The organism is Massilia sp. Masssp94, from assembly GCF_059491305.1.
On record NZ_CP168501.1, the window covers coordinates 5,971,939 to 5,993,170 of the forward strand.

General features: G+C 67.6%; 15 protein-coding genes. 4 read left to right on the forward strand and 11 right to left on the reverse strand.

What is annotated here, in order from left to right; genetic code table 11:
* Positions 1-39 precede the first annotated feature (39 nt).
* The 3 genes from ACEN9G_RS26355 (at position 40) to ACEN9G_RS26365 (ending at position 3,271) form a co-directional block, all read left to right on the forward strand.
* Positions 40-969 carry a bile acid:sodium symporter family protein gene (locus ACEN9G_RS26355; RefSeq protein ID WP_413343893.1) on the forward strand — a complete coding sequence of 310 codons (930 nt, stop codon included), beginning with the start codon at positions 40-42 and terminating at the stop codon, positions 967-969.
* A gap of 78 nt (positions 970-1,047) precedes the next feature.
* Positions 1,048-2,295: a glycoside hydrolase family protein gene (locus tag ACEN9G_RS26360; protein WP_413343891.1), complete on the forward strand. Its 1,248-nt coding sequence runs from the start codon at positions 1,048-1,050 to the stop codon at positions 2,293-2,295.
* Between the two features lie 193 nt (positions 2,296-2,488).
* Positions 2,489-3,271, forward strand: a complete 783-nt coding sequence (locus tag ACEN9G_RS26365) for an SDR family NAD(P)-dependent oxidoreductase (protein ID WP_413343889.1) — start codon at positions 2,489-2,491, stop codon at positions 3,269-3,271.
* A 104-nt stretch (positions 3,272-3,375) separates the two neighbouring features.
* On the opposite strand, the gene ACEN9G_RS26370 is transcribed toward ACEN9G_RS26365, so the two are convergent.
* From ACEN9G_RS26370 to ACEN9G_RS26415, 10 genes are all read right to left on the reverse strand, one after another.
* Positions 3,376-4,374 carry an aldo/keto reductase gene (locus ACEN9G_RS26370; RefSeq protein WP_413343887.1) on the reverse strand — a complete coding sequence of 333 codons (999 nt, stop codon included), beginning with the start codon at positions 4,372-4,374 and terminating at the stop codon, positions 3,376-3,378.
* Entirely contained in the window at positions 4,371-5,534 is a 1,164-nt protein-coding gene (gene galK / locus ACEN9G_RS26375) for a galactokinase (protein WP_483127221.1), read from the reverse strand. The genes ACEN9G_RS26370 and galK overlap by 4 nt, the downstream gene beginning before the upstream one ends.
* Before the next feature lies 1 nt (position 5,535).
* The gene (locus ACEN9G_RS26380) at positions 5,536-6,594 is read right to left on the reverse strand and encodes a UDP-glucose--hexose-1-phosphate uridylyltransferase (protein ID WP_413345140.1); all 1,059 of its coding nucleotides are present in this window, start codon (positions 6,592-6,594) and stop codon (positions 5,536-5,538) included.
* A 238-nt stretch (positions 6,595-6,832) separates the two neighbouring features.
* Positions 6,833-7,843: a transporter gene (locus ACEN9G_RS26385; protein WP_440968062.1), complete on the reverse strand. Its 1,011-nt coding sequence runs from the start codon at positions 7,841-7,843 to the stop codon at positions 6,833-6,835.
* A 184-nt stretch (positions 7,844-8,027) separates the two neighbouring features.
* Complete coding sequence (locus ACEN9G_RS26390; RefSeq protein WP_413343652.1) at positions 8,028-9,878, reverse strand: glycoside hydrolase family 28 protein; 1,851 nt, start codon at positions 9,876-9,878, stop codon at positions 8,028-8,030.
* A 14-nt stretch (positions 9,879-9,892) separates the two neighbouring features.
* The gene (locus ACEN9G_RS26395) at positions 9,893-12,499 is read right to left on the reverse strand and encodes a pectinesterase family protein (protein WP_413674923.1); all 2,607 of its coding nucleotides are present in this window, start codon (positions 12,497-12,499) and stop codon (positions 9,893-9,895) included.
* On the reverse strand, positions 12,496-13,281 hold the full coding sequence (locus tag ACEN9G_RS26400; protein WP_413342842.1) for a rhamnogalacturonan acetylesterase: 786 nt from the start codon (positions 13,279-13,281) through the stop codon (positions 12,496-12,498). Before ACEN9G_RS26400 ends, ACEN9G_RS26395 begins: the two co-directional genes overlap by 4 nt.
* Positions 13,282-13,286: 5 nt before the next feature.
* Positions 13,287-16,001, reverse strand: a complete 2,715-nt coding sequence (locus ACEN9G_RS26405) for a TonB-dependent receptor plug domain-containing protein (protein ID WP_413342841.1) — start codon at positions 15,999-16,001, stop codon at positions 13,287-13,289.
* Between the two features lie 238 nt (positions 16,002-16,239).
* A complete protein-coding gene (locus tag ACEN9G_RS26410; protein ID WP_483127222.1) occupies positions 16,240-17,457 on the reverse strand; it encodes a BT3233 family polysaccharide utilization protein in 1,218 nt (405 codons plus the stop codon).
* A gap of 25 nt (positions 17,458-17,482) precedes the next feature.
* Complete coding sequence (locus ACEN9G_RS26415; protein WP_413342837.1) at positions 17,483-18,886, reverse strand: glycoside hydrolase family 88/105 protein; 1,404 nt, start codon at positions 18,884-18,886, stop codon at positions 17,483-17,485.
* Between the two features lie 176 nt (positions 18,887-19,062).
* On the opposite strand from ACEN9G_RS26415, the gene ACEN9G_RS26420 reads away from it, so the two are divergent.
* Complete coding sequence (locus ACEN9G_RS26420; RefSeq protein WP_483127223.1) at positions 19,063-20,058, forward strand: alpha/beta hydrolase fold domain-containing protein; 996 nt, start codon at positions 19,063-19,065, stop codon at positions 20,056-20,058.
* On the opposite strand, the gene ACEN9G_RS26425 is transcribed toward ACEN9G_RS26420, so the two are convergent.
* Positions 20,012-21,220 (reverse strand): M24 family metallopeptidase, encoded by a 1,209-nt coding sequence (locus ACEN9G_RS26425; protein WP_413345709.1) that lies wholly within the window; start codon positions 21,218-21,220, stop codon positions 20,012-20,014. The genes ACEN9G_RS26420 and ACEN9G_RS26425 overlap by 47 nt on opposite strands.
* Positions 21,221-21,232 lie beyond the last annotated feature (12 nt).

Consider the following 21,232-nt stretch of genomic DNA (forward strand, 5'->3'; position numbering starts at 1 on the left):
ACATATAATGGCGGACCCATCAGATCAGGAGACCCCAGCGTGAACGCCATCGAAAAAGCCAGCGCCTTCGTCGGCAAGACCTTCTCGTTGTGGGTGCTGCTGTTCGCCGCCCTCGGATTCTTCGCGCCCCAGCTGTTCGTCGGTTATAAAGGCTGGATCGCGCCGCTGCTGGGCATTGTCATGTTCGGCATGGGGCTCACGTTGTCCACGGAAGACTTCCGCGAGGTGTTCCGGCGGCCGAAGGACGTCGCGATCGGCGTCGTCGGCCACTACCTCATCATGCCCGGCATCGCGTACGTGCTGGCCATCGCGCTGCGCCTGCCGCCGGACATCGCGGTCGGCGTGATCCTCGTCGGCTGCTGCCCCAGCGGCACCGCGTCCAACGTGATGACGTTCCTGTCGCGCGGCGACGTGGCGCTGGGCGTATCGATCGGCGCGGTGTCCACGCTGATCGCGCCGTTCGCCACGCCGGCGCTCGTGTCGCTGCTGGCAGGTGCGTGGATGCAGATTAATACGACGTCGCTGTTCATGGACATCGTGCAGGTCGTGATCCTGCCGATCGCGCTGGGCATCGTCGCCAAGACGCTGTTCCGCCGGCAGGCCGCGGCCAGCGTGAAGGCGCTGCCGCTCGTGTCCACGGTGGCGATCGTGCTGATCATCGCGATCATCGTCGCCCTGAACCAAAGCAAGCTGCTGACGAACGGCCTCTTGATGTTCGCGGCCGTCATCCTGCACAACCTGCTCGGATTCGCGCTTGGCTATCTGTTCGCGCGGCTGTTCGGCATGGACCTCGCCAAGCGCAAGGCGGTGATGTTCGAGACCGGCATGCAGAACTCCGGCCTCGGCGCGGCGCTGGCGGCGGCGCATTTCAGCCCGCTGGCGGCCGTGCCGAGTGCCTTGTTCAGCGTGTGGCACAACCTGTCGGGGTCCGCGCTGGCGACGTGGTTTGCCGGTAAGGACGACAAGTAGTCCTGCGGCAAGCGTGCACGGCCGGTTTTCGAGTCCGGGCTATACTCGGCTCCGCCCGAGAATCGAAAGGAGAGCCGCGTGGCACAGCGTCCCGGAATCTTTCCCACTTTTTTCCTGTCCGGTTTCGAATGCTCCACCTTCCTGTGGGGAAAAGACCGCGTCCGCCGCAACCTGGTGGCGGAAACGGGGCATGACCGCCATGCCGGCGAAGACTACGCGCGGCTTGCCCGCCTCGGCATCGCCGTCGCCCGCGAGGGCATCCCGTGGCCCATGGTGGACAAGGGCGGCCGCTACGATTTTTCCGGGCTGGACTCGTACATCGCCGCGATGAACGCGGCCAAGGTCATCCCGGTCTGGGACCTGTGCCACTACGGCTATCCGGACGATCTCGATCCATTCGACGATGCGTTCGTGGACCGTTTCGCAAGTTACTGCCGCGCGGCCGCCGCATACGTGGTGCCGAAGGTCCGCGGCCCACACTTTTTCACGCCGATCAACGAGATCACCTTCTTTTCGTTCTGCGCCGGCGAGTGGGGCTGGGCCGCGCCGTACCGTTGTTCGCGCGATGACCGCATGCAGTTGCGTCTGGCGCTGTGCCGCGCCGCGATCGCGGGCGTGAAGGCGATCCGCGAAGTCGATCCGGAGGCGCGCATGGTGCACGTGGATCCGCTGGTGCGCGTCGTCGCGCCGCGCGACCGTCCGGACCAGGTGGAGGCGGCACGCCATGAAACGGAAGTCGACACCTTCCTCGCGTGGGACATCCTGTACGGCCGCGAGCACCCCGAGTTCGGCGGATCGCCCGAGGTGCTGGACATCGTCGGCGCGAACTCGTATTCGTTCGGGCAGATGGAGTACCGCGAGCACGGCCCGCACGCGCCGCTGGCCCCGGACGACGACCGCATCGCGCCGCTGTGCGACATGCTGGAGACGGTCTGGCAACGCTATCGCAGGCCGATGATCATCGGCGAGACGAGCGGCCTCGGTCGCGGGCGCGCCAGCTGGCTGCACGATGTGATGTGCGAATCGCTGGCGGCCGTGCGGCGCGGGATGGACCTGCAGGGCATCTGCCTGTTCCCGGGTATCGACATGCCGGACTGGCATACCGGCGAGTGGGTGCACAACGGAATCCACGACCTCGTCGACAAGGGCGGCGACCTGGAACGGGTGCCCGACCAGGCCTACGTCGACGAGTTGCGGCGCTGGCAGAAGGAGCTGAACCGCGTCACCGCGCTGGACGAAGACCCGTTCAGCGACCCGGTGGAACTGCAGGACGTGATCGACGCGGCGCACCGCCTCGACATGAAGCCCGATAAGAATTGGTGCTGAGGATCGGGTGCTGAGGCGTCCGCCGCGACACCTGTCGGCCGCGATACGGATGGTGCTGCGACACCTGTCGCACGCGCGGCCCGCCATTCTCCGTTTTCCCCCTGATTTCCCGTCCGTGCCGCCACTGGCACGCTAGTTGCGTTCAGTCCGGCGGCAACATCGTTCGGGACCAACCAACAATGAGGAGACGGATATGTCGAATTTACTGCCGCTGGCCGGCCGCTCGGCCATCGTGACGGGCGGTGCGCGCGGTATCGGCAAGGGCATCGTGCTGGAACTCGCGCGCGCCGGGGCCGACGTGCTGATTGCCGACCTGCTGGAGGATACCATGCAGGCGACGGCGGACGAAGTCAGGGCGCTGGGCCGGCGCGCGCTCACCCGGCGCGTGGACGTGACCGACGCCGCGCAGGTGCAGGCCATGGTCGACGAGGCCGTCGCGGCGTTCGGCGCGCTGGGCATCCTCGTCAACTGCGCGGGCGTCATCAACATCCGCCCGGTCGCGGACCTGACGGAGAAGGACTGGGACGTCGTCATGGACGTCAACGCCAAGGGTACGTTCCTGGGATGCCGTGCCGCGCTGGCGCCGATGCGCGGGCAGGGGTGGGGCCGCATCATCAACGTCGCGTCGATCGCGGGCAAGGAAGGCTTTCCCAATCTCGCTCACTACAGCGCGTCGAAGTTCGCGGTGGTCGGGTTCACGAACGCGCTGGCCAAGGAAGTGGCACAGGAGGGCATCACGGTGAACGCCATCTGTCCCGGCGTCGTGCGCACCTATATGTGGGACCGTCTCGCCGACGAATGGAAGCAGGAGGGGGAGTCGGTCGAGGATTCCTGGGCGCGCCACCAGCTCACGCTCATCCCGCAGGGCCGCGCCCAGACACCCGAGGACATGGGCCGCATGGCGGTCTTTCTCGCGACGATGGAGAACGTGACCGGCCAGTCCGTCAACGTGGACGGCGGCTTCACCTTCCACTAGCCGCCTCGCACCGCTTTCAGGAAGCCGGGACGGTACGGCGGTGCCGTCCTGTCGTTGCCGCCGGCACGCCGTCGTCCCTGTGGCGGCGTGCCGTTTTTTTTCGGCTACTGCGAGGCCAGGATCGCCTCGATCGCCGCGATCTCGTCGCCCGCCAGCGGCGCCATCTCCACCGCGCGCACGGCATCCAGCACCTGCTGCGGCCTGCTCGCGCCGATCAGCACGGAGGCAATCGAAGGCTGGCGTCTTACCCAGCCCAGCGCGAGCTGCGCGAGCGTGCGCCCGCCCGCCTGCGCGACCTGGTTCAGCGCCTCGATGATGCGCAGGCGCTCCGGCGTGATGTGCTCCGGCTTCAGGAAACCGACCTTGCCCGCCGCGCGCGAATCGGCCGGCAGCGTGCCGCCGAGGTAGCGGTCCGTCAGCAGGCCCTGGGCCAGCGGCGAGAACGCGATGCCGCCGATGCCTTCGCGCTCCAGCACGGGAAGCAGGTCCGCCTCCGGCTGGCGCACCAGCATGTTGTAGCGCATCTGGTGGATCACGAACGGCGTGCCCAGGCGGCGCAGTTCCGCCGCCGCGGCGGCCGTGCGCTCGCCGTTGTAGTTCGAGATGCCCGCATACAGCGCGCGGCCGCTGCGCACGATGTAGTCGAGTGCCGCCATCGTCTCTTCCAGCGGCGTGGCGGGATCGGGACGGTGGTGATAGAAGATGTCGACGTAGTCCAGGCCCATGCGCCTGAGGCTCTGGTCCAGGCTCGCGACGAGGTATTTGCGGCTGCCCCAGTCGCCATACGGTCCAGGCCACATCGTGTAGCCGGCTTTCGTGCACACGACCATTTCGTCGCGGTACGGCTTCAAGTCCCGCGCGAGCAGGCGGCCGAAGTTTTCCTCGGCCGACCCGGGCGGCGGGCCATAGTTGTTGGCGAGGTCGAAGCACGTGACGCCGTTGTCGAACGCCGCGCGCACGATCCAGCGCTGGCGATCGAAATCGTCATTGCCGCCGAAGTTGTGCCACAACCCCAGCGACACGGCGGACAGCCGCAGGCCGCTGCGGCCGCAATGCGGGTAGGGCATCGAGCCATAGCGTCCGGCCGCCGCCTCGTACATCATGGATTGACTTTGCCCGCGCCGGCGGCCGGCTTGCAGACGTAGATCGTGGCCGGCTTGCCGTCCGGCGAGCGGTATTCGCGCTCGACGGCGGCACGGGCCGCGTCGACCAGCGCGTGCGGCACGACGGCCACCACGCAGCCGCCGAACCCGCCGCCCGTCATGCGCACGCCGCCCTGGGTGCCGATGACGTTCTTGACGATGTCGACGAGGTTGTCGATGGCGGGCACGGTGATCTCGAAATCGTCGCGCATCGATGCGTGCGATGCCGCCATCAGTTCGCCCAGGCGTACCAGGTCGCCGGCCTGCAGCGCGTCGGCGGCGGCCAGCACGCGGTCGTCTTCCGTCACCACGTGGCGCGCGCGGCGCACCACGACCGGGTCCAGTTCGCCCGCGCGGGCTTCCAGCGTGGCGAGGTCGAGGTCGCGCAGGGCCGGGATGCCGAAGTGGCGGGCGGCCGCTTCGCACTGCTCGCGGCGCACGTTGTAGGCGCTGTCCACGAGGCCGCGCGTCACGTTCGAATTGAAGATCATGATGGCGGCGTTGTCCGGCACCGGCACGGGCTTCACCTCCAGCGAGCGGCAGTCGATCATCAGCGCGTGGCCTTCGACGCCGCACGCGGAACTGATCTGGTCCATGTTGCCGCACTTGGTGCCGACGAAGTCGTTTTCCGATGCCTGCGCGATCAGCGCGATGTCGATCGGCGACAGCGCCTCGAAGCCGGGCAAGGTCGCGAACAGGCGGCCCACGGCGACCGACAGCGATGCCGACGACGACAGGCCAGCGCCCTGCGGCACGTCGCCCGCGATGGCCATGTCCATGCCCTGCATCGGCAGGCCGCGCTTCACGAACTGCTCGACGACGCCGCGCACGTAGTTGGCCCACATCGGCTGGTCCACGCGGCCGATCGGGGCGTCGAGGTCGTATTCGTCGAGCGCGTCGCCGTAGTCGGCCGCCACGACGCGCACCTTGCGGTCGCCGCGCGGTTTGGCGGCGATGGCGGTGCGGTAGTCGATGGCGCAGGGGAGCACGAGGCCGTCGTTGTAATCGGTGTGCTCGCCGATCAGGTTGACGCGGCCCGGAGCCTGGACGAATAGCGTGGGGGCGGTGCCGAATGCGGTTTCGAAGGCGGCGGCGGTGCGGGAGAGACGGGTATCTTGCATGTCAGGTCGTTTGGTTGGATTCGGTGTCGAGGTAGTGCACTTCGGATTGCGCGCGCAGGCGTTCGGCCGCCTGTTCCGGGGTCAGGTCGCGCTGGGCTTCGGCCAGCATCTCGAAGCCGACCATGAACTTGCGCACTGACGCGGAGCGGAGCAGCGGCGGGTAGAAGTGGGCGTGCAGCTGCCAGCCTTCCGCCTCTTCGTCCGGAATACCGTACGGGGCGCCGTGCCAGCCCATCGAGTACGGGAACGAGGTCTGGAACAGGTTGTCGTAGCGGGTGGTCAGGCGCTTCAGCAGCACGGCCAGGTCGGCGCGCTGGGCCGGCTGCAGCTCTTCCAGGCGGCGCACGGCGAAGCGGGGCAGGACCAGCGTCTCGAACGGCCACGCGGCCCAATATGGGACGATGGCGACCCAGTGCTCGGTCTGGACGACCACGCGTTCCTGTGCGGCGATCTCGCGCTCGGCCACGTCCAGCAGCAGGCGGCGGCCCTGTTCGGCGTGGTAGGCCTTCTGCTGGCGGTCTTCGGCGGCCGGCAGGTTGGGCACGTAGCTGGTCGCCCAGATCTGGCCGTGCGGGTGCGGGTTCGAGCAGCCCATCACGGCGCCCTTGTTCTCGAACACCTGGACCCAGCGGTATTTGGCGCCCAGCTCGGCGGCCTGTTCGCACCACGTGTCGATGACGCCTTCCAGCGCCAGCAGCGATAGTTGCGGCAGCGACTTCGCATGGTCGGGCGAGAAGCAGATCACGCGGCTCCTGCCGCGCGCGCTCATCGTCTGGAACAGCGGGTCCGTGCCCTCCGCGGCTTCCGGGGTGTCCGGCATCAGCGCGGCGAAGTCGTTCTCGAACACATAGGTGCCTGTGTAGTCGGGGTTCTTTTCGCCGTTGACGCGGGTATTGCCCGGGCACAGGTAGCAGGTCGGGTCGTGCGACGGCTTGGCCGAGCGGTCGACGGCTTCCTGTTGCCCCTGCCACGGACGCTTGGCGCGGTGCGGGGACACGAGGACCCAGTCGCCTTGCAGCGGGTTGTAACGGCGGTGCGGATGGTCGGATGGATTGAACATGGTCTTCTTCTGCGATTCGGAAATAGGATGCTCGAAAAGCCACGACCGGGCGGCGCGGCGCGCGTACCGGTGGAAGCAGAGGCTGGCGCCGGTGTCTGGGGCCATTCTACCGTCGGTCGCGCCGCGCACGGCTGCACAGGCGTGTGGGCTTTTCCTGAGGCAAGAAGCTTAACGTGATGCCGGGAAAGGAGTTATACCCAATGCAAGGGTAAATATCCTGTTTTTATATGGCAAAGGATCAATGCGGCCGTTGCAATCGAAGCAACAGCCACGCAATGGCCCCGGTGACGAGCGCGGTAAAGCCCAGCACGAGCCAGAACCCGTGCGGATGCTGGGACAGCGGCACGCCGCCCACGTTCATGCCCAGCAGGCCTGCGATCAGGTTGATCGGGAGGGCCATCACCGTCACGATGGTCAGCAGGAACAGGCTGCGGTTATTGTCCTCGTTGACCCGGGCCGCGATCTCTTCCTGCAGCAGTTTGATCCGTTCGTGCAGTGCGGCGAGGTCGGACAGCACGACCGTGAATTCCTCGGTCGACTGGCGCAGCTCCTGGCGGTCTTCCGGCGCCACCCAGGCCGGAGGGCGCTGCAGCAGGCGGAAGAGGGCGGCCGGTTCCGGCGCCAGCAGCCGCTGCAGCCGGACGAGCACCCGCCGCAGCGCGCCCAGGTCTTCGCGCCGGCGCGTGAGGCGGCCGGCCAGCAGCTGGTCCTCGGCGGTGTCGACCCGCGCCACGGCATCGCGCACGATGTTGACGAGGACGTCGGCCTGGTCGCGCAGCAAATGCACCAGCAGCTCGACGCTCGACCGCAGCGGCGCCCCGTTCAGCACATCCTGGCGCAGGCGCTCGATGGATTCCAGCGGCTTGCGCCGGGCCGTGATCACGCCGTGCGGCGTCACGTGGACCCACAGCGTGGAGATCTCGGCCGTATCGACCGAAAAATTATGCAGGACGTCGTTGACGACGGCGATCAGGGCGCCGTCCGCCATTTCGATGCGGGTGGAGCGCGAGCCCTGGTGCAGCGTCTCGTAGAATTCCTCGGGCAGGCCGGCGTGGGCGCGCAGCCAGCGCTCGCTGGCCGCATTCGACAGGTTGAAGTGCAGCCAGACGAACTGCCCGGGGACGGGGGCGTGCAACCAGGTCTCGGCGTCCTTCGCGTCGACGGACACCGCTTGCGCGGCGTCCTGCAACAGGAAGCCCCAGACCAGCCCCGTCACGTCGGAGCCGTAGTTGAACGCCGGTGTCGCCATCATCCATCCCATGCAAGCCAGAGGTGACGGCATTGTAGAGCATCCCGCACCGTCGTTCCCGCGAAGGCGGGAACCCATGCTGATTCATCGAATTCGGATGCTGTGCGCCAGAAGCATTGTTATGGAAATCTGATGGTCAGTATGGATTCCCGCGTGCGCGGGAATGACGGTTCATCTGCGACGGTCAAGCGGACAAGGTCGTGTCGTACCGCTTCCCGCCGATCATGACGTTCGCCAGCTTCAGCCCCCGCACGTTATATGTGTACCACGGATGCGCCGCGTTGACGGGCGTGCCGAAGTCGCAGTCCGTGATCGTCACGTCGCGCACCGGCAGCACGGCCGGCGCCGGCGCCGGCCCGTTGTAGTCGGACGCCACCGGACCGAGGATGACGAACGCCTGGAAGCACGACGCGAGCGACCCGTCCTTCGTCTTCACGTTGCCCACCCTGACCTTCGAGATGTGCACGTTGCGCACCTCGGGCGGGCGCACGCGCACGTTGTCGGCGCGCGGCGTGTAGTCGCAATCGAACGTGACGACGGCGCCGGCGGCCGTGGCGACCGTCCTCGATGCGATCGGAGAACCCGGCAGTGACGCATAGAACGACGGCGACGTCTGCACGCCGTTCGGGATGCTCACGTTGCGGACATAAAAATTGCGCAGGAAGCCGCCGCGGTTCATGTTGGTCTTCAGGCGGATCGCCGTGTTCAGCGGGTTCGTCGCCCAGTTCATGTTCTCGAACACGAGGTCCTGCGCGTACACGTTCTGGATGCCGCCCGCCATCTCGCTGCCCAGCGTGACGGCGCCGTGGCCGCTCTGCATCGTGCATTTCTGGATGACGATGTTCTGCGACGGGCCGTACTGCGTGTCGAGGTTCTTGCCCGCCTTGATGGCGATGCAGTCATCGCCCGTGTTGAACTGGCAGCCTTCCACGAGCACCGTGTCGCACGCTTCCGGATCGAAACCGTCGCTGTTCGGCCCCAGGCTGTTCGCGTGGACCTTGCGGATCGTGAGATTGCGGCACGCGACCGGATGGTGCTGCCAGAACGGCGTTTGGATGACCTGGTAGCCTTCCAGCAGCACGTTCGTGCACCCGATCAGCTGGATCATCGGCGGACGCAGGTAGTGGCCCACGCCGAACACGCGCTTCGCCAAGGGCACGCCCGCTTCCGACAGCGCGGGCAGGTACGCGTCGTCCGCGCGCCACTTGTCGCCTTCGCCCTGGATCAGCCGGCGTTTTTCCTCCGGCAGATTCGGCGCCACGTCGGCCAGCGACTTCGGATTCAGTTCATTGACCTGGTTCTGCGCCAGCTTGCCGGGCACGTAGTTCGGCGACTTGTCCTGGGCGACCGAGTTGATCGTCGCGTTCTTGCCCTTCCACGTCCACCAGCAGTCGGCGCGGCCGGGGAACGGCACGCCGCCCTGGCCGTCGAGGATGGCCGTCCAGTCGTCGCCGGTGAGGGCGATGTTGTCCTGGTTGCGCGCATAGATCATGGGCGAATAGTTCAGGCAGTCGTTGCTCTGCCAGCGCGAGACGACCAGCTTGCCGTTCGGGCCGCAGTCGACGTCGCCGTATTTCGCGTAGTCGGCCGGATCGTTGCTGAAATAGACGTGCGCGCCGCTCGCGAGGTGCACGTTCACGTTCGACAGCAGCACGATCGGGCCCGCGCAGAACCAGTCGCCCTTCGGGATCACGACGCGGCCGCCGCCCCCGGCGTGGCATTTCTCGATGGCCGCCCGGAACGCGGCGTAGCAGTCGTGCGCGCCCGGCGCGGGCGTCGGCAGGTCGGCCTGGTCCTCGAACGACACCCACGCCTTCACGGGCACGAGCTTGCATGGCGCGGCGCCGAAATCGGTGACGAGATACTCCGCCTTGCGGAACTTGACGGGGTTGGCGAGGCGCTGCGCGATGCCGGCCGCTGCCTTCCACGGATCGGGAACGGCCGCCGCCAGCGCCCGTCCGGGCCCCGACAGCGCGAGACCGGCGACGGTCGCGGTTTTCAAAAAGCCGCGGCGGGCGTCGAATGATTGCTTCATGGTGTCTCCGTCATTCAAGGGTACTCATTTGCGTTATCGTATTCGCCGAGGTAGACGTCGGCGGGGACGGGCCGTTGGCCTGGCGGTGCGAACGGCGTGCCGGCCAGGTTGTCCCAGTAATCGTCCGAGCTGAATTGCGCGGGGCGGTGCGCCAGCGTGCCGTTGCGGTTCCATTCCGACCACGGCGTCGTCTTCTCGAAATGCGGGCCGATGCGCGAGCGCAGGATCACGGCCTTGCCGACCGTCCCCAGCGTGCGCCGGCGGATCGTGCCGTTCGGCGCCTTGTACACGTCCACGTCGCCCAGCCGGCACGTATAGCCCTCGACGGGGATGAAGCCGTACGGCGTGCAGCGCTCGTTATGGAACCATTGGCGGGCAAAGTAGAACTGCGTGTTCGCCGCGCCCGGCGCATCGCTCGTGAAGCGGCAGCCGTCGAACACGAAACCGTACTTCGCGCGGCGGTTCGTGTCCGGCGCGGCCACGTACGACGCGGCGCGGCCGCCGATGGCGTGGATGGCGCAGTCCTTGAAGACCGCGATGGTGTCGCCGAAGATGAAGTCGACGTCGCCTTCGATGTGCGTGTCGTGGAAAAAGCTGCGCACCGTTGCCGTGCCGTCCTGCGAGCTGAGGAACAGCGTGTCCTGCAGGCCGAGCAGGCGCACGCGCTCGAACTGCGCCTTGTCGGCGCCGTCGACGCGCAGCGCGACGGCCTGGTGGTGCACGCGGCTGCCGCCCGTCGTGTCGGGGCAGTTGTCGCCTTTGCACTCCGCATGCGCGACGGCACCGTCGCGGTTGTACGCGTTCTCGATCGTCAGGTTGCGGGCCTGGAAGCCGTCCGCGCGCACCCACACGGTCGCGGAGCCCGTCGTCTGCAGGGCGGGCAAATCCTTCAGCGCGTCGACCATCGCCCGCACACCTGGCGCCGCGTGCTCGAATTCGGCGGCGTAGCGGCTGCGGTAGGCGGCGCCCGTCGTCGAGGCGTCCAGCGCGGCGCTGATGCGCACGGCCTGCGGGTCGGCGCCGGCGCCATCCAGGGTGATCGGCGGGGCGCCCGGCGGCACATAGACGAGTTCCTGGTACGTGCCGGGGGCGATGCGGATGACGACGCGGCGCGTACCGCCCGCCGCCACGGCGCGGTCGACGGCCGCCTGCACGGTGGCGAAACGGGTTGTTCCGTCCGCCGGTGCGCGCGCATCGACCGAGTAGTCGGCATGCAGTGGCGCGCCGGTCGCGAGCGGATCGGCCAGCGGATCCCACGGCTCGATGCGTTCGTTGCCGACGGGGCCCACGTACTTCAGCACCTCGCGGTAGTCGTAGGCGCGCGCCTGCCCGGCCGTCAGCTGCGGGCGCATGGAACGGACCGCCGGCTCGGGAAACGGCAGGAACCGCCCGGCGCAATCGGCCTCGGCGCCGAACGCGCCCTGCACGCGCGCATGTTCCTGTTTGATGTCCGACCCGGCGGCGGTCGCCACGTCCTTCAAGTCCAGCACGAGCGGATGCGCCTCGTCATATCCCTGCAGCAGGATGCGCCCCGGGGTCGTGCTGCGCACCCGCTCCATGCGGATGGCGGCGTAGTCGGGGATGAGCGCACCCGGTTGCGCCGGCTGTTCGTAATGCGTCGTGATCTCGATGGGAGACCGGATGCCGCGCAGGCACACGTCGCGGTAGACGATGCCATCCACCCGCCCGCCGCGCATGTCGTTGCTCTTGATACGCAGGCCGGACGTGGTCCCGTCCATCGCCAGGTCGTCGACGAGGACGCGGCGCACGCCGCCGTTCGTCTCGCTGCCGATGGACATGCCGTGGCCGCTGTAGAAGCGGTTGTGCAGGATCGAGACGTTCTCGGTCGGCCCGTTGCCGCCGGCCTTGATCGCCACGTTGTCGTCGCCGGTGCGGATGATGCTGTGCGCGATGGTCACGTTGCGCGACGAGATCGGGTCGATGCCGTCCGTGTTGCGCGCGTCGTGGGGCGTGTCGATGACGACGCCCCACGCGGTGAAGCCGTCCACGTTGTTCAGCGTGACGTGGAAGTTCGGGGAATTTTTCAGCGTGATGCGGTACAGGGTGACGTCGCGCGCCTTGTCGGCCTGGATCAGGCGCGGCACGTTCTGGCGGGTCTTCTCCTTTTGCGCGCGGCGGGCGATCTGCCACCAGGTCTCGTCCTTGCCGGCGATGCGCTGTCCGCCCTGGCCGTCGATGGTGCCGGTGCCCATGATGCCGGCGCCGCGCACGCCGTCGAGCAGGATGAAAGGCCGGCAGCCGCGGCCCGATGCATCGTTCGTGCCGCACGTGCCGGCGCCACGGTCGAACAGGCGCGGGTCCGTGCTGGCGTACAGGGTGGCGCCTTTGTCGACGAGCAGTGTGACGCCGTCGCGCAGTTGCAGTGGCCCGGCCACGAAGCTGCGCTTGTCGTTACTGGCCGCGAGCACCACGGCGTGGCCGGGCGCGCACTTGTCGATGGCCGCCTGGATGCGCGCGGCATCGTCGCGGCCCGTGTTCGTGGTCGCGCCGATCAGGACCGCGCAGGCCGGCGGGACGACCGGCTCGCGCACGGCGCGCGTGTCCTGTGCGTGCGCCTGCGCGCCGGCGAGCGCGCAGGCGAGCAGGGCGAAGCGCCTCAACGCTTGCCCCCGTCCCTGAAGTAGGCAGCCGTCTCCGGCCGCGCCGTCACCAGCTCGCGCTCGACCATCCGCGCAAAGAAATCGGCGCCCCTGGTGCCGAGGTGCGTGCGGTCGAACGCCGTCTTCGCGGCGCCGGCCGGTTCGACCTTGTTCGGATCCACAGGCATCCCGTAGCCCGGCGGACGCGGAACGACCGCCAGCGTATCCGCTTCATCCTGGCCCATGGCCTGGACGGCGGCCACGCTGTCCCGGTTCAGGTCCAGCAGCACGGCGTGTTCCTGGGCGGCCGCGCGCCGAGTCGCCTCGGCCCACGGCGCCAGGTCATTGCCGAGATACGCGCCCTTGAACGTGCGCCGGGTCAGCGGCGTGACGAGCACCGGCACGCCGCCCAGGTCGCGCGTCTCCCGCGCATAGCGCGCCATGTTGACGGGGAACTGGGTGACGAGGTCGGTCGAGCGCCCCGGCTTGCCCGGCTGGTCGTTGTGGCCGAACTGCACGAGCACGTAGGTGGCCTTGAACGACGCGCCGTCCTTCAGCATGCGCTGGACTTCGTCCCAGCGGCCCTCGGCGCGGAAGCTGCTGGTACTGCGGCCGCCCCGTGCGAGGTTCACGCAAGTGACGTCCGGCGTGAAGCGCGCGCAGAATGCGTCGCCGTAGCCGCTCTTCGTGGCCATCGTGGAGTCGCCGACGAGGATCACGCGGATAGTCGCGTCGGCGGCGCTGGCCTGGCCGGCCAGGATGAGGCTGGCCAGGACGATACGTTTCAGTCGTGTCGCTTGCATTGCGATTACTCGAAATCGTAGCTGACGCGCAGGTTCCACGAGCGACCGATCGGATTCGCGACGCTGCTCAGGTAACCGCTGCTGTAGATCGTGTTGTTGGTGATGGGCGGGGCCTTGTCGAACAGGTTCGTGACGCCGGCCGTGATGCGCACCTGCTTCTGCACGCGGATCGAGCCGGTCAGGTTCCACGTCGAGAACGACGGGATGTCGCGGTAGTACGCCGACGTGACGGCGGTGTTGGCGTCGCGGTAATGGCTGTTGAAGTTGTTCGTCAGCTGCGCCGAGTAATCGCCGCTCTGCCACGACAGGCGCAGGTTGTGCTTCCAGCGGAACGTGATGATCGGGTAGCTCGACGTGGTGCCGTTGCTGGCCCAGCCGAACTGGCCGACGTTGGACATCCACGGGCCGTTCGGCACGAGCTGGTTGTCGAAGCGGGTCAGGTAGGTGCCGTCGATGGCGGCGCCGAACGTTCCGAAGCGGTTGCGCGCGATCTCCCAGTGGGCCGACACGTCGACGCCGCCCGCGATCTGGCCACCCAGGTTCATCGTCGTGTTGTTGATGTAGGCGAGCGAGCCGTCCGCATTACGCACGAACAGGTTCTTGTAGTCGGCGTAGTTCGTGAAGTAGACGGTCTCCGGCAGGTTGGCCAGCATGTCCTTCATGTTGACCTGCCAGTAGTCGAGCGACGCGGTGAACGAGCGGGACGGTTCGAACACGACGCCCAGCGTGCCTCCCTTGGAGCGTTCCGGCTTCAGCTGCGAGTTCGAACCGGTCAGCTTGTTCAACTTGGCGTTGCAGACATCGGCGGCATCCACGCCGGGCACCGCCGTGCCGGTACCCGGCATGGTGATGGACGGGCCCGGGCACAGGACCGGATCGTCCCAGCGTCCCGCCGTCGTCGTGTTGGCGACGGTGGTGCGGTAGCCGTAGCGGTCGAACAGTGTCGGCGCGCGGAAGCCCGTGTTGGCCGAGCCCCGGAACATGATGGTCTTGGTCGGCTGCCAGCGGAAGCTGATCTTGGGCGTGAAGGTCGAGCCGACGTCGCTGTATTTGTCGACCCGCACGGCGCCGTTCAGCGTCAGGGTCTTGGTGACGGGAGCGTCCACCTCGCTGTACACGCCGATGATGTTGCGTGCGCTTTCTCCGTGCGCCGGGACGACCTTCGCATAGGTGATGTCGGCGGCCGGTGCCAGCTTGGTGTCCTCGTTGGTATCGCGGTGGATGTCGGCGCCGATCGCGATCGCGAGGTCGCCGCCGGCGAGGGCCATTAGCGATTTGCTGATGTTGCCGTCGATGCCATAGTAAGAGCTCTTCGAGCTGCGGTTCTGCATGCCGTCTGCGGCGATCGAGTCGAGATAGTCGAGGCCCGCCTGATCCTGCAGGCCGAACGGGTTCAGCGTTCCGTTCGCCAGGCCGTTGATCAGGCCGATGCCCGAGAAGTAGCCCGACTGGAAGTAGCCCTTGCGCTGGGACAGCCCGTAGCTCATGCCGGCCCGGTAGTCCCAGGTGCCGACATGGCCGTCGGCGGAAACCAGCAGCCGCTGGTTGATCTGGTTGTCGCGGGTCACGGCCGGCCCGCCGTCGGCCACCGCCCAGGACACGGTGAGCGGCTGGTTGGTGATGCCGGCGACGGCCGGCACCCCGCCGCTGCCGCCCGGATACCATTTGCTGCTCGATGGCAGGATCGCCTTTGCGCTCCCGACGGCGACCGCCTGCGTCGGGTTCTTGTAGCCGAAGATCGATTCGTCGCCGCGGGTGTATTCGACGGTAACGGTGTTGTCGGCGTCGATCCGCTTGGTCGCTCGCGCGTACATCGTCAGCTGCTTGTTCGGGTGCAGGGCCGAGCCATAGGTGTCGTCGTCCAGTACACACGTGCTCTTCGCGCCCTGGACCGAGTAGGGGCTCAGGCAGCCGCTCGCGTAATACGGGTTGGCGGCGTTCTTGTTGGCCGAACTCGTGAAGTTGGCGGGTGTCGCGTACCCGCCGGAGGCGGCGCTGCGCGGCAGGCCGATCGCCGCCATGGCCGCGTCGTCCGGAATGAAGCCGGTGCGGTCCGACAGCTTCAGGCGGCTGCGCTGGTGGAAGTCGACGGTGCCGTAGATGTTCCAGCCGTCGCGCGCGAGGTTACCCTTGCCGAACGTGGCCTGGATGCGCTGCTCGTCGCCGCCGCCGTGGCGCTTCGGCTGCACGAGCTGCACGGTGACGTTGCCGCCCTCGACTTCGCGCTTGGTGATGAAGTTGACGACGCCGCCGATCGCGTCCGAGCCGTAGATCGACGACGCGCCGTCGCGCAGGATCTCGACGCGTTGCAGCGCGCTGATCGGGATGACGTCGAGGTTGGCGTAGCCGTCGGCGATGGCCTCGTTGGCGAGGCGGCGGCCGTTCAGCAGCACGAGGGTGCGGTTCACGCCCAGGCCGCGCAGGTTGATGTTGGTGCCCGAGCCGGCGTTGGACGGCTGCAGCGACGCCGATTGCGGCAGCGCCATCATCACGTCGGCCAGCGTGGTCATGCCCTGCTTGACCAGTTCCTCGGCCTTGATGGTCGTGACGGGCAGCGCTTCCTCGGTGGCCATGCGCTTGATGCTGGAGCCGGTGACTTCGACGCGCTGGATCGGCGCGTCGCTTTGCTGTGCCTGCGCCTGCTGGGCGAGCGAGAGGACCGCGAGCGCGATCGAGGACATGACGAAATGGCGGGGCGGGGTGCTGCGGGGGTATTTCATGAAGCTGTCTCCTGTTTTTATGTCGATGACGTGTCGGCGTCCGCAGGGGGGAGCGGCGCCGATGGTTGCTTCTTACAAAACCAGCCTGGCGAGGTCGAGCCACATGTGCGTTGCGTGCGGCCCTGTGTTGGAATCAATTCTAGATTGGTCTGACCACAAGATCAATGTGGTCAGACCAGATTATGAGGAGTATGTGCTGGAAAAGCAACACATATGATGACTGATCTCGATTTTGATCTCAGTTTGCGCCGGCTTTCAGCGCGATGCGGACGGGGTGCGCGGCACGTTTGGCCTCTGCCGCCACGTAGGCCTGCCACGCCGCCTTGGACGTGATGCGGCCGGCGCGGTCCCACGCGGCGCCGACCCAGTAGCGCAGCGGCTTGCCTGATTCCACGCGGGCCAGCACGAGGTCGTTCAGCGCGTCCTGCGCGAAGCCGGTCGACGCGGGCAGCACGACGGCCGTGCCGAATGCGCCGTTCGAGGCCTGCTCGACCCATTGCAGCAGCGCGTGGTTCGCATCGTCTTTCACGAGCGCGATGCGCGGTTCCTGCTTCCGGTCGGACGGCGTCTTGTTGAGACCCACGGCGACCGTCAGCGCGGACGGTCCGCTGAACGTGAACGTGCTGTCGATCTGGTCGAGCTGGTGGCCGGCATCGACGGTGAAGCGCTTGGTTTCCGTGACCTGGGTACCGGCCGCATTCCACGCGGCGTACGACAACTCGAACACGGCGCGGATCGGGCCATTGGCCAGCACCTTCCAGCCGGCCCAGTTGCCGCTCGTATAAAGCTGTTTGCCGTCCCACACGCCCGTACCGCCGGCCCCGCGCGAGCGGCCGACGTTGTACATGTCCATGCCTTCGCCTTCGTCCTTGTGGTAGTGGTCGTGGCCCTTGTTGTACCAGCGGTCGACGATGGGATAGTCCACGCGCTTGAACCAGATATCGAGGCCGCTCGTCTCCAGCACTTCCTTGCCGCTGCCCGGCGCGGCCGGTGCGGCGAGGGCGGGGCCGTAGGTGCGGTGGCCGATGACGTCGTTCTCCCACGCGAAATCGTCCAGGCGTTCCGGCACGTAGCGCGCGAACGCCTTCGGTGCGAACGGCGGCGTGAGCGCGTCGTTCTTTTCGACGACGAACGTCGCCATCTTTTCGCCGGGCTTGAAGTCGTGCTGGAACAGCAGTTCGCCGTACGCCGCGCCGACGCCGTGCGGGTCCTTGGCCAGCGGCGCCACGTTCGTCACCTGGTAGGGCAGCAGGTGGCCGGCCGCGTCCTTCACGGCGAGGTGCTGGATCAGCGCGCCGGGCAGCGCGGTGTTCACGTCCTGCCACGGGATGACGATCGTCTCGGATGGACGCGCGGCGTCGAGGTCGTGGGTCACGGTAACGGTGAGGCGGTCGGCAGCGCCGGCGCTCGCAGACAGCACGAGGCCTGCGGCGCAAAACATCGTTTTCGCTTGCATGTTCCAGGCTTTCATCGAAGAGGTGTCAGGGATGTTCGCGGTAGCTGGTCTGCCCGCCGTCCTTCGGCACGTAGTGATACGTGCGGACCCGGAACTGGATGTCGATTGCCGGGTTGTTCAGCAGCCGGATCATCTCCGCGCCGGCCAGCAGCATCGGACCGTAGCCGTGCATCGCCGCCGTACTGGTGGGGCGGTTGTAATAATAGACCTGGTCGCTCGCGAACGTCGTGCCCACGCATGTGCCTTCCACGCGGCCCTGGGCATCGATGCGCGCGGACAGCGCGTTCCAGCCGGCCTGCGCGATCGAGCCGTACGTCGTCGGGCTGATCCAGCCTTCGTTGACGGCGTGCGCGAGCACGTACACGAACATGGCGCTGGCCGACGTCTCCAGGTACGAGTCGTCGCGGTCGATCATCTGGTGCCACATGCCCGCGCCGGACTGGCGCTCGGCGATGCCGCGCAGCGTTCTTTTCAGCTGCGCCATCACCTTCGGATAGCCCGGGTGGTCCTTCGGCAGCACGTCGAGGACGTCCGACATGGCCAGCACCGCCCAGCCGTTCGCGCGCGCCCAGTAGAAGCGCGGGGCGTCGGGATTGTTGGCGTTCCAGCCGTGCGTGTACAGGTTGCGCTGCGGGTCGAACAGGTAGTCCGTCATCTGCAGGATGTTCTTCACGGCGTCGTCGAAGTACGCGCGGTCGCCCGTCATGCGGCCCAGTTCCGCCAGCGCGGGGATCCCCATGTACATGTCGTCGGCCCACAGCGACGCGGCCTGCGGGCGCTGGCGCGCGAGGGTGCCGTCCGGGAGGCGGAACTGGCGCTTGGCCACCCAGTCGCCGCACACCTTGATCTGCGCGGAGAGGTCGGGGCCGATGCCAGCCTGGCGCGCGCGCATCATCGCGGCGCACATCGAACCGGCGTCGTCGAGCGCGCGCGGATCGAGGAAGTGCGCGAAGCTGTTGGCGCGCTCGAGGTGGAAGCGCTGTTCCTGCGCGCGGAAGTAGGGGAGGCGGTCGGCAAAGAATTGCAGGTGGCGCTGCGTGAGGGCGGCATAGCGCCTGTCGCCCGTCGCGGCCGTGGCCTTCAGCAGACCGGCATGCACGACGCCCATCTCGTAGGCCTGCAGGCCGAAGTCGGCGTCGCCCTTTTCGACGACGGCGTCGGCGACGGGAGTGCGGAAATCCGTGACGGGCGCGCCGCTGCCCTTGTGCACGATGCGGGTCGGCGTCTGGCTGTCGACATAGCCGCGGATGCGCTGCAGCGACGCCGCGATCTCGGCGACGACCGGCTTCTTGTACGGCACCGGATACGTGCCTTCGGCCGTGTCGTTCGGGTTCTTGTTGTCTGGGTTACGATAAGGCCCCTCGGCATGCGCAGGGGCGGCAAGGCACGCGAAAGCGGCCAGGAAGGCGAGCAATCTGGATGGCGGCACCGTGTAGTCTCCGGTCGTTTTTATATGATGGACGTTTTCCGTCCTTTATTTGGCCAGACCATTCTAGGTTGGTCTGGCCACTTTTGCAAGGTGGACTAGCCGGGGTTTGTTGTTGGGTGGCATACTGGACTTCCCACGACGAGGCGGAGGCCAGGATGCGCAGGACGACATGTTGGATGGGTACGGCGTTGCTGCTGGCCGCATGCGCGGCGCGGCCAGTGAAGGCGCCCTTGCCGGAGAGCTACACGGCCGAGACGACGTACGCGAAGCTGGCGCCTCGATATCCGTTCATCCGCATCGCGAGCCGCACCGTGCCGCCTTCAGTGCGGGCCGTCACCGACGTCATCTATGTACGCCGCAGACATGGCGACCTGAGGCACGACCTGAAACTGGACCTGTACCTGCCCGCGGCGGCGGGCACGGCGCCGCGCCCGGCCATCGTCTTCGTGCACGGCGGCGGCTGGCGCGCGGGCGTGCGCGCGAACTTCGCGCCGATGGCGATCCGCATGGCGGAGCGGGGCTATGCGGCGGCCACCATCAGCTATCGCCTGGCGCCGGAAGCGCCATACCCGGCCGCGATCCACGACGCCAAGGCGGCCGTGCGCTGGGTGCGCGCGCACGCGGCGGACTACGGCATCGATCCGGGCCGCATCGCCATCGCGGGCGGCTCGGCCGGCGGCCAGATCGCGGCGCTGACGGGCGTGACGAACGGAGAATCCCGCTTCGATCCGGACGGAGGAAACGTGTCGAGCGACGTGCAGGCGATCGTCAACATCGACGGCCTGTCGGATTTCACGTCGGAAGAAGCGCGCAAATACGAAGACGACCCGGCGAAGCAGCCTTCATCAGCCGGCGCGTGGTTCGGCGGCCGCTACGCGGAGAAGGCGGCGCTGTGGCGCGACGCGTCGCCGCTGTATCACGTGAAGGCGGGCACGCCGCCCATGCTGTTCATCGTCAGCGCGCAGCGGCGTTTCAGCCTCGGGCGGGAAGAGATGGCCGGGAAACTGCGGGTGCTGGGCGTGCCGAACCGGGTCGTGCCCGTGCCCGACACGCCCCACAGCTTTTGGCTGTTCGATCCGTGGCTGGCGCCGACGGTGGAGGCGGCGGATGCGTTCCTGAAGGAGGTCATCCCGCCCCGAACGGATTCTCCAGGCTCGCCGCCGGCTGCGTGAACCACTTCGGTCCGTTCGCCGTCATGTAGAAATGGTCTTCCAGGCGGACGCCGAATTCGCCCGGCACGCAGATCATCGGCTCATTGGAGAAGCACATGCCCGGCTCCAGCGCCCGGGTCTCGCCGCCGACGAGGTAGGGGCCTTCGTGGATGTCGAGACCGATGCCGTGGCCCGTGCGGTGCGGCAGGCCGGGCAGCTTGTAGCCGGGGCCGAAGCCGTCGGCCTCGAGCGAGCGGCGCGCGGCCTTGTCGACCTCTTCGCACGGCACGCCCAGCTGGGCCGCATCGAACGCCGCCCGTTGCGCCGCCTTTTCCGCGTTCCACACGAAGCGCTGGCGCTCGGTCGGTTCGCCGAACACGTACGTGCGCGTGATGTCGGAGATGTAGTTGTGGACCTTGCAGCCCGTGTCGATCAGCACCGTGTCGCCCCGTTGCAGGGTCTGCACGTAGCTGACGCCGTGCGGGTACGCCGTCGCCTCGCCGAACAGCACGATGCAGAAATAGGAGCCGCTCGCGCCGACCTTGCGGTGCGCGAGGTGGATGAATTCCTCGACTTCCTTCGTCGTGATCCCTTCGTGCAGGATCGACGCCGCCACCACGTGCACGGCCATCGTCATGTCCATCGCGCGCTGGATCAGCGCGATTTCCGCGTCCGACTTGCGGCTGCGGCAGTGCGACGTGACCGGGTGCGCATTCCGCAAAGTGTAGCCATCGGTCGCGGCGCGGATCGCGTCGCACAGGAATAGCGGCGTGCTGTCGTCGATGGCGAGCACGCTGCCGGCCCCGATCCCGCGCTGTTCCAGCACGGCGCGCAGGCGCACGGCGGGACGCTCGTGCTCGTCCCAGACGGCGATGTCGCCTTCGACGACCATGAAATCGCGGATCGTGCTTTCCTCGAACGCGGGCGCGATGTAGACGGGGCCGCCCTGCGCCGACAGGATGGCGCCCACCATGCGTTCGCTGGGGCTCCATCTCGTGCCCGTGAAATAGGTCAGGTTGCTGCCGGCGTTGAGGTAGACGGCGTCGATGCCTTGCGCCGCCATGAACGCCTGCGCACGTTCGATGCGCGCCCGGTGCTCGGCCAGCGCGATGGGCACGGCGCCCGCGGTCATGTCGCCCAAGGCGTCGAGCGCCGCCTGTTTGTCGGTGCCACCAATGTTCATGTTTCTCATTAC